Origin of the sequence: Shewanella sp. MTB7 (assembly GCF_027571385.1) — a bacterium.
In the GTDB taxonomy this organism is placed as follows: domain Bacteria; phylum Pseudomonadota; class Gammaproteobacteria; order Enterobacterales; family Shewanellaceae; genus Shewanella.
In genome coordinates this window covers 6,042,230-6,050,000 of the sequence record NZ_CP085636.1, presented here as the reverse complement: position 1 = coordinate 6,050,000, position 7,771 = coordinate 6,042,230, and the positions used below count along the sequence as shown (strand labels likewise).

The 7,771-nt window shown below is 42.5% G+C and carries 10 protein-coding genes and 3 tRNA genes (1 of these 13 only partly in view); 12 read left to right on the top strand and 1 reads right to left on the bottom strand.

The annotated features are described in order from the left end of the window. Window positions 1-312, top strand: the 3' end of a protein-coding gene (murB, locus tag HWQ47_RS26380) for a UDP-N-acetylmuramate dehydrogenase (RefSeq protein ID WP_269968898.1). The gene continues 720 nt to the left of window position 1, outside the view; the window shows 312 of its 1,032 coding nt (coding positions 721-1,032); its start codon lies beyond the left edge, outside the window; its stop codon occupies window positions 310-312. Then, window positions 305-1,267: a bifunctional biotin--[acetyl-CoA-carboxylase] ligase/biotin operon repressor BirA gene (gene birA / locus HWQ47_RS26375; RefSeq protein ID WP_269968897.1), complete on the top strand. Its 963-nt coding sequence runs from the start codon at window positions 305-307 to the stop codon at window positions 1,265-1,267. The genes murB and birA overlap by 8 nt, the downstream gene beginning before the upstream one ends. Before the next feature lie 28 nt (window positions 1,268-1,295). On the opposite strand, the gene coaA is transcribed toward birA, so the two are convergent. Next, window positions 1,296-2,246, bottom strand: a complete 951-nt coding sequence (gene coaA / locus HWQ47_RS26370) for a type I pantothenate kinase (protein ID WP_269968896.1) — start codon at window positions 2,244-2,246, stop codon at window positions 1,296-1,298. 231 nt (window positions 2,247-2,477) lie between these two features. On the opposite strand from coaA, the gene HWQ47_RS26365 reads away from it, so the two are divergent. From HWQ47_RS26365 to rplL, 10 genes are all read left to right on the top strand, one after another. Further along, a tRNA-Thr gene (locus HWQ47_RS26365) sits at window positions 2,478-2,553 on the top strand. Window positions 2,554-2,560: 7 nt separating this feature from the next. After that, window positions 2,561-2,645, top strand: a tRNA-Tyr gene (locus HWQ47_RS26360). Window positions 2,646-2,679: 34 nt separating this feature from the next. Continuing rightward, a tRNA-Gly gene (locus HWQ47_RS26355) sits at window positions 2,680-2,753 on the top strand. A 185-nt stretch (window positions 2,754-2,938) separates the two neighbouring features. Further along, on the top strand, window positions 2,939-4,123 hold the full coding sequence (gene tuf, locus HWQ47_RS26350; RefSeq protein ID WP_269968895.1) for an elongation factor Tu: 1,185 nt from the start codon (window positions 2,939-2,941) through the stop codon (window positions 4,121-4,123). Window positions 4,124-4,385: 262 nt separating this feature from the next. Next, window positions 4,386-4,757: a preprotein translocase subunit SecE gene (secE, locus tag HWQ47_RS26345; RefSeq protein ID WP_269968894.1), complete on the top strand. Its 372-nt coding sequence runs from the start codon at window positions 4,386-4,388 to the stop codon at window positions 4,755-4,757. A 9-nt stretch (window positions 4,758-4,766) separates the two neighbouring features. Next, window positions 4,767-5,318 (top strand): transcription termination/antitermination protein NusG, encoded by a 552-nt coding sequence (nusG, locus tag HWQ47_RS26340; protein WP_269968893.1) that lies wholly within the window; start codon window positions 4,767-4,769, stop codon window positions 5,316-5,318. A gap of 123 nt (window positions 5,319-5,441) precedes the next feature. After that, window positions 5,442-5,870, top strand: coding sequence for a 50S ribosomal protein L11 (rplK, locus tag HWQ47_RS26335; RefSeq protein ID WP_269968892.1), 429 nt, complete (start codon window positions 5,442-5,444; stop codon window positions 5,868-5,870). A 4-nt stretch (window positions 5,871-5,874) separates the two neighbouring features. Next, on the top strand, window positions 5,875-6,576 hold the full coding sequence (rplA, locus tag HWQ47_RS26330) for a 50S ribosomal protein L1 (protein WP_269968891.1): 702 nt from the start codon (window positions 5,875-5,877) through the stop codon (window positions 6,574-6,576). A 256-nt stretch (window positions 6,577-6,832) separates the two neighbouring features. Beyond that, window positions 6,833-7,333, top strand: a complete 501-nt coding sequence (rplJ, locus tag HWQ47_RS26325; protein ID WP_269968890.1) for a 50S ribosomal protein L10 — start codon at window positions 6,833-6,835, stop codon at window positions 7,331-7,333. A 45-nt stretch (window positions 7,334-7,378) separates the two neighbouring features. Next, window positions 7,379-7,744 carry a 50S ribosomal protein L7/L12 gene (rplL, locus tag HWQ47_RS26320; protein WP_269968889.1) on the top strand — a complete coding sequence of 122 codons (366 nt, stop codon included), beginning with the start codon at window positions 7,379-7,381 and terminating at the stop codon, window positions 7,742-7,744. Window positions 7,745-7,771 lie beyond the last annotated feature (27 nt).

Here is a 7,771-nt window from a genome sequence, read left to right as displayed (position 1 = left end):
ACCTCTGAACTCTTTCTGACACTGAAGCAGAAATATCCTGATATTGTTGGTTACCCTGTCAATAGTGGTATCAAGTTAGCTGCAGCTTGGCTGATTGATAATGCAGGGCTAAAAGGCTTTTCTATCGGCAAGGCTTCGGTACATGGACAGCAAGCATTAGTTTTGGTCAATACTGGTAGTGCAACAGGTGATGATGTAGTTCGGTTAGCAAGGTATATTATTGAGAAGATCTCTACTCAGTTTTTTGTCAACTTAGAAGCTGAGCCTAGAGTCATTGGCGCATACGGTGAGAAGGAGCTGAAAGATGGTTGAGCAATGGCAACGTAAAAGGGATATTTTATTAGCACTCAGTGCTGAACATTTTGTTTCGGGCGAAAGTTTAGCTTCTCTTTTGGGAGTATCAAGAACAGCCATAAGCAACCACATCAGTACGTTAGAAGAGTATGGTGTGGATATCTTCAGTGTAAAAGGTAAGGGTTATAAGTTAGCTAATTCACTCTCCTTAATTGATGAGGCACAATTGAAGCGTTCTATAGCACAACGATGCTTCTATTACGATGAGATCCAGAGTACGAATGCTTTTTTACTTAAGCACTGTGAGGAATTATCTTCAGGTGATATCTGTATTGCTGAATATCAATCTGCAGGTAGGGGGAGGCGAGGGCGTACTTGGGTATCTCCATACGGGTGTCATTTATATTGTTCTATGTATTGGAATTTACCACAAGGGATGGCACAGGCAACAGGGTTGAGTTTGGTGGTTGCTTGCTCTTTAGTTAAGGTGTTGAACGGCTTTAACATAGAAGAACTTGGTGTTAAGTGGCCGAATGATATTTATCTCGATAACAAAAAACTAGCTGGAGTGTTGGTTGAGATGAATGGTCAGGCTGGAACTGAGTGCAACTTGGTCATTGGCATCGGAATTAATATGTCTATGTCCAAAACTCAGGGAGATAAGATAGACCAACCCTGGAGCGACCTTTCCCAAAGTCAGTCATTACCGACTAAAACAGAACTTGCGATCTCATTACAGCATCAGCTCTATAACGATCTGATCTTGTTTGAGAAAGAAGGCTTGTCTGCATTCCTTACCCGGTGGAAGCAGGTTGATATCTTCGATGGAGAAGTGGTAAAGCTGTTAATGGGAGATAAGTGCATTAATGGGATCTGTAAAGGGATAGATGAGACTGGCTCTATTTTACTGAAAACCGACAAGGGAATAGAATCCTTCGTTGGAGGCGAAATAAGCTTAAGAAGCGTCATTTAGATGTGACTTAAGCAGCAATTCAATGACATTACTTACGTAGTAACACTTGGTTCATTAGGTGGTCATCGCCTTTTTGTAAGATTAAATGAGCACGATCACGAGTAGGCTCTATATTTAATTTTAGATTAGGGCCGTTAATGCTATCCCAAATGTTTGCTGCGGTATGTCTCGCTTCTGCATCATTAAGTTTTGAGTAGTGGTGGAAATAGGAATCTTCATCACTAAAAGCTCCTCCTCTGAACTGCAAAAAACGATCGATATACCATTTCTTCAATAATTTCTCTTTAGCATCGACATAAATTGAGAAATCTACAAAGTCCGAGACAAAGGGTTGCTGAATACCTACAGCAGCATCTTGGCCAGTTTGTAGGACATTTAAGCCCTCAATAATTAAAATGTCAGGTTGTTCTATCGCCTGATGACTATCTGTGATTCGGTCATAGCTAACGTGAGAATAGAGTGGCGCTTCGACATAAGGATTGCCCGCTTTTATATTCGAGATGAATTCAACCAGCATTTTCATATCATAGCTTTCAGGAAATCCTTTACGTTGCAGAAGTCTTTTACGTTTCAACTCCGCCAGAGGGTATAAAAAACCATCGGTGGTCACAAGATCTACCCTTGGGTGTTCTGACCATTGGCTTAATAACGCCTGTAATATACGTGCAGTCGTACTTTTTCCTACAGCTACGCTACCAGCAATGCTGATGATATAAGGCCGTTTGGGAGGCTTTCTGCCAAGAAACTCACTAAGCACTAAACCTCGTTTCTGCTTGGCACCAACAATTAGGTTTAGCAGGCGGCTTAAAGGGAGATAAATATCTGTAACCTCGGTGAGTGACAGTTTTTCATTTATACCTCTAAGAGCGGCGAGTTCTTGTTCACTTAGTGTAAGAGGTACCGATTTTCTTAATTCGGCCCACTGCACCCTTTGAAAGGCAAGATAAATAGCAGTGTGAATTTGATTTTCGGATGTCATTAGTTTTCTCTCCTGTGAGGAGGCACATTACACTAACGGATAATCTTGGACAATAATAAAGAAGAGTTTGAACTAGATGTTTCTGCTTACTTTATTTTTGTGATGAAATAGCAAGCGTTAAGCTGTTTTTCTAAGCGGAAATGCAATTAAAATCGTTTTTTTTCATTTTTTTTTAATTTTGCTATTGCACTTGTGCCGACATTTCCATAATATCCGCTACCGAAATGACACGCCGGCATAGCTCAGTTGGTAGAGCAACTGACTTGTAATCAGTAGGTCCCGAGTTCGACTCTTGGTGCCGGCACCATTTCTCTGGAGGGGTTCCCGAGTGGCCAAAGGGATCAGACTGTAAATCTGACGGCTCAGCCTTCGAAGGTTCGAATCCTTCTCCCTCCACCACATTCTAAGTAGTTAGGTAACCTTAGTAGGTTGCGCGGATGTCGTATAATGGTATTACTCCAGCCTTCCAAGCTGATAACGCGGGTTCGATTCCCGCCATCCGCTCCAATATTCGCTGATAGCACTCAATAAAAAGTGCCCCCTGAAAAGGGGTAGGTTATTAAATACTGCCCTTTCAGCGTTAACCTGTTAAAATCCTAAATACAAAAATTAATCGATTCGATGTCATTAAATGCATCGAATTTTTTGTTGTACGCGGTTTCATCACCAAGTTATCTAATTGGGGCAATACCATGGCTAAAGCTAAATTTGAACGTAATAAACCACATGTAAACGTTGGTACTATCGGTCACGTTGACCATGGTAAAACTACGCTTACTGCTGCTATCTCTGCAGTACTTGCAAAAACGTACGGTGGCGAAGTTAAAGATTTCGCACAAATCGATAACGCTCCAGAAGAGCGTGAGCGCGGTATTACAATTAATACTTCTCACATCGAATATGACACACCAGCACGTCACTACGCACACGTAGATTGTCCAGGTCACGCCGATTATGTTAAGAACATGATCACTGGTGCTGCTCAAATGGATGGTGCAATCCTAGTTGTTGCTTCTACAGATGGCCCAATGCCACAGACTCGTGAGCACATCCTGCTTTCTCGTCAGGTTGGTGTACCATTCATCATCGTATTCATGAACAAGTGTGACATGGTTGATGACGAAGAACTACTTGAGCTAGTAGAAATGGAAGTTCGTGAACTTCTAACTGAATATGACTTCCCAGGTGATGACCTTCCAGTTATCCAAGGTTCTGCACTTAAAGCCCTTGAAGGCGAGCCTGAGTGGGAAGCTAAGATCCTTGAGTTAGCTGATGCTCTTGATAATTATATTCCAGAGCCAGAGCGTGCTATTGATGGTGCGTTCCTTCTTCCAATTGAAGATGTATTCTCAATCTCAGGCCGTGGTACAGTTGTTACTGGTCGTGTAGAGCGCGGTATCATTAAAGTTGGTGAGCCAGTAGAAATCGTTGGTATCAAAGAAACAACATCTACTACTTGTACTGGTGTTGAAATGTTCCGTAAGCTGCTTGACGAAGGTCGTGCTGGCGAGAACTGTGGTGTACTTTTACGTGGTACTAAGCGTGAAGATGTTGAACGTGGTCAGGTTCTTGCTGCTCCAGGTTCAATCAACCCACACACAACTTTTGAATCAGAAATCTACGTTCTGTCAAAAGAAGAAGGCGGACGTCACACTCCATTCTTCAAAGGTTATCGTCCACAGTTCTACTTCCGTACTACGGATGTGACTGGTACTATCGAATTGCCAGAAGGCGTTGAGATGGTTATGCCTGGTGACAACGTTCAGATGGTTGTTACTCTGATTGCTCCAATCGCGATGGATGAAGGTTTACGCTTCGCTATTCGTGAAGGTGGCCGTACAGTAGGTGCTGGTGTTGTAGCTAAGATCATCGCTTAATAGCGATTACTCTTACTAAACATCTAAAAAGGAAGCTTCGGCTTCCTTTTTTGTTTTTTTATACATATTCTGTCTAGGCTTTGCTTGTATTCTTGCTTAGTAGTCAGAATAAGAATACAATCCATGGCCGATTTTTGACCCACTTCGCTCACTATAAAAGTAAATGCAAGTGTGGGTTCGGAATAATTAGTGGCTTGATGAGTTACCTTGTAACCATCAGCTGAACGCAAGCTCAGATCGTAGTGAGTAACGGAACTAACCGATGACAACAAATACTGAAAGCCAGAGTAATTCTCTGGATATCGTTAAGTGGGCCTTAGTCGTTATCTTGTTGGCTGCCGCCATTGTGGGCAACCAAATGTATGGCGAGGAAAGTGTTTTAGTTCGTGCAATCAGTGTAGTGGTAGCTTTTGTTATTGCTGGATTTATTGCATTGCAAACTGAGAAGGGCAAACAGGCATTAAGTTTTGCTCGTGAAGCACAGATTGAAGTACGTAAGGTAGTTTGGCCTACGCGTCAAGAAGCTCTCAATACAACATTTATTGTATTGGCGGCGACCGGTGTACTAGCGTTAATTCTTTGGGGAATGGACGCGGTATTACTGAGAATTGTTAATTTTATTACTGGCGTATAGGCATTTCGAATGACTGAAGTAACTGAAGCTAAAAAAAGATGGTACGTAGTCCAGGCATTTTCTGGTTATGAAGGGCGTGTCACTAAAACTCTGCATGAATACATTCAGATGCACAATATGGAACAGTATTTCGGTGAAATATTGGTTCCTACTGAAGAAGTTATAGAGATGCGCGCCGGTCAACGCCGTAAGAGTGAACGTAAATTTTTCCCAGGTTACGTATTAGTCCAGATGGAAATGAACGATGAAAGCTGGCATTTAGTAAAGAGCATTCCTCGTGTAATGGGCTTTATTGGCGGCACATCAGATCGTCCAGCTCCAATCTCTGATAAAGAAGCTGATGCTATTCTTCAGCGTCTCCAAGAGACGACCGAGACTCCAACTCATCGCGTTATTTTTGAACCTGGTGAAGTTGTACGCGTTACTGATGGACCATTTGCTGACTTCAACGGTACCGTTGAAGAGGTTGATTATGAGAAGAATCGCGTTAAGGTTTCTGTCATGATCTTCGGTCGTTCTACACCTGTGGAACTCGACTTCGGTCAGATCGAAAAAAGCTGATTAAAATAAGCACAAAAAATATTTGACTGGGTGTAGATTTGTAGTAAAATCTGCACCCAATATTTTCGGGGAGCTAGTCGATATTTTGTCGATAGCGTTTGGACCCATACTGAGGAAATACTCATGGCTAAGAAAGTTGATGGTTACATCAAGCTACAAGTAGCAGCCGGTGCTGCAAACCCGTCGCCACCAGTCGGACCTGCATTGGGTCAGAAAGGCGTTAACATCATGGAATTCTGTAAAGCATTCAATGCTCGTACTGAAAAGTTCGAGAAAGGTATGCCGATTCCTGTTGTTATCACTGTATACAGTGACCGTTCTTTCACTTTTGAAACTAAGACACCACCTGCATCTTTCCTACTGCTTAAAGCAGCAGGTCTGAAGTCTGGTTCTGGCCGTCCTAACACTGAAAAAGTGGGAACTATCAAGCGCAGCGCTGTTCAGGAAATTGCTGAAACTAAAGCGGCTGATATGACTGGTGCTGATATTGAAGCGATGACTCGCACAATTGAAGGTACTGCGCGTTCAATGGGTTTGGTAGTAGAGGATTAATATTATGGCAAAGCTAACTAAACGCGCTCGTTTGATCCGCGAAAAAGTAGAAGTAACTAAAAACTACGATATCAATGAAGCTGTTGAACTTTTAAAAGAACTAGCGACTGCTAAGTTCGTAGAAAGTGTTGACGTTGCTGTAAACCTTGGTGTTGATCCACGTAAATCTGATCAAAACGTGCGTGGTGCTACTGTACTTCCACATGGTACTGGTCGTGACGTACGTGTTGCTGTATTCACACAAGGTGCAAATGCTGAAGCTGCTATCGCTGCTGGCGCTGAGCTAGTTGGTATGGATGAGCTTGCTGCACAAGTTAAAGCTGGCGAAATGAACTTCGACGTAGTTATTGCTTCTCCTGATGCAATGCGTGTTGTTGGTCAACTTGGTCAAATCCTAGGCCCACGTGGTCTAATGCCTAACCCAAAGACTGGTACTGTAACACCTAACGTTGCTGAAGCAGTTAAGAACGCTAAAGCTGGTCAGGTTCGTTACCGTACAGACAAGAATGGCATCATCCACACTACTATTGGTAAAGTGGATTTTGACACTGTCAATCTTAAAGAAAACCTAGAAGCACTAATTAGTGCACTAGTGAAGGCTAAGCCGTCTTCAGCTAAAGGTATTTTCCTTAAGAAAATCAGCATCTCTACCACTATGGGTGCAGGTGTTGCGATTGATCAGGCTTCTTTGGCTAAAGCAATCTAAGTTTTACAAAGTGTGTGCATTAATCTATAATGCGCGCACCTTGTGGGTTGGGACTTATTTTCTATCACTTAGTGATTCAGAATAGGCTTCCGTCCAAGACCGTAGGTGTTAGCCAAAAGTTAACTTAATTTCCTACGTAGACGGTGTCGGACCCCAGAAAATTTTACTGGATAAGCACCGTAAGTAGCTAAATATTTTGATATTTAGCATGGTAATTACTAGGGAATTCCCTAGATACAATCCAGGAGTAAAGCCAATGGCATTAGGACTCGAAGACAAAAAAGCGATTGTTGCTGAAGTCAACGAAGCTGCCAAAGGTGCTTTGTCTGCAGTTGTTGCTGATTCACGTGGCGTAACTGTAGGTGAAATGACTAGTCTGCGTAGAGCAGCTCGCGAAGCAGGAGTGTACATTCGTGTTGTACGTAACACTCTAGTTAAGCGTGCTGTTGAAGGTACTGATTTTGAGTGCCTTAGCGAAACGTTTACTGGTCCTACTTTAATCGCATTTTCTCAAGAGCATCCAGGTGCAGCAGCGCGTCTTCTTAAAGATTTCGCAAAAGCGCAAGAGAAATTTGAAATTAAAGCAGCAGCCTTTGAAGGGATGTTAATCCCTGCAGCCGATATTGATCGTTTAGCGAAATTGCCAACGTACGACGAAGCACTAGCTCAGTTGATGATGACTATGAAAGAAGCATCTGCTGGCAAATTTGTACGTACTCTGGCCGCACTTCGCGATCAAAAAGAAGAAGCAGCTTAAGTTTTTACTTGCTGCTTAAATTCAGAACAATAGGAATTTTTTGTTATGTCTATCACTAAAGACCAAATCTTAGAAGCCTTTGCAGCTATGTCTGTAATGGAAGTTGTTGAACTAATCGAAGCAATGGAAGAGAAGTTCGGCGTATCTGCTGCAGCTGCTGTTGTTGCTGGCGGTGCTGATGCTGCAGTTGCTGAAGAGCAAACTGAATTTGACGTTATGATGACTTCATTCGGTGCTAACAAAGTTGCAGTTATTAAAGCACTTCGTTCTGCTACAGGTCTAGGCCTGAAAGAAGCTAAAGCTATGGCTGAATCTGCTCCAGTAGCAGTTAAAGAAGCTATCAGCAAAGAAGAAGCTGAAGCTCTTAAAACTGATCTTGAAGCAGCTGGTGCTGCAGTAGAGATCAAGTAAGTTATATTTTAACTTACTAACCTGAGT

What these genes read in the sequence shown, in the direction of transcription:
- rplL (WP_269968889.1), top strand. Translation starts at nt 7,379, where the DNA reads ATGTCTATCACTAAAGACCAAATCTTAGAAGCCTTTGCAGCTATGTCT.
- secE (WP_269968894.1), top strand. Translation starts at nt 4,386, where the DNA reads ATGACAACAAATACTGAAAGCCAGAGTAATTCTCTGGATATCGTTAAG.
- coaA (WP_269968896.1), bottom strand. Translation starts at nt 2,246, where the DNA reads ATGACATCCGAAAATCAAATTCACACTGCTATTTATCTTGCCTTTCAA.
- tuf (WP_269968895.1), top strand. Translation starts at nt 2,939, where the DNA reads ATGGCTAAAGCTAAATTTGAACGTAATAAACCACATGTAAACGTTGGT.
- rplA (WP_269968891.1), top strand. Translation starts at nt 5,875, where the DNA reads ATGGCAAAGCTAACTAAACGCGCTCGTTTGATCCGCGAAAAAGTAGAA.
- birA (WP_269968897.1), top strand. Translation starts at nt 305, where the DNA reads ATGGTTGAGCAATGGCAACGTAAAAGGGATATTTTATTAGCACTCAGT.
- rplK (WP_269968892.1), top strand. Translation starts at nt 5,442, where the DNA reads ATGGCTAAGAAAGTTGATGGTTACATCAAGCTACAAGTAGCAGCCGGT.
- nusG (WP_269968893.1), top strand. Translation starts at nt 4,767, where the DNA reads ATGACTGAAGTAACTGAAGCTAAAAAAAGATGGTACGTAGTCCAGGCA.
- rplJ (WP_269968890.1), top strand. Translation starts at nt 6,833, where the DNA reads ATGGCATTAGGACTCGAAGACAAAAAAGCGATTGTTGCTGAAGTCAAC.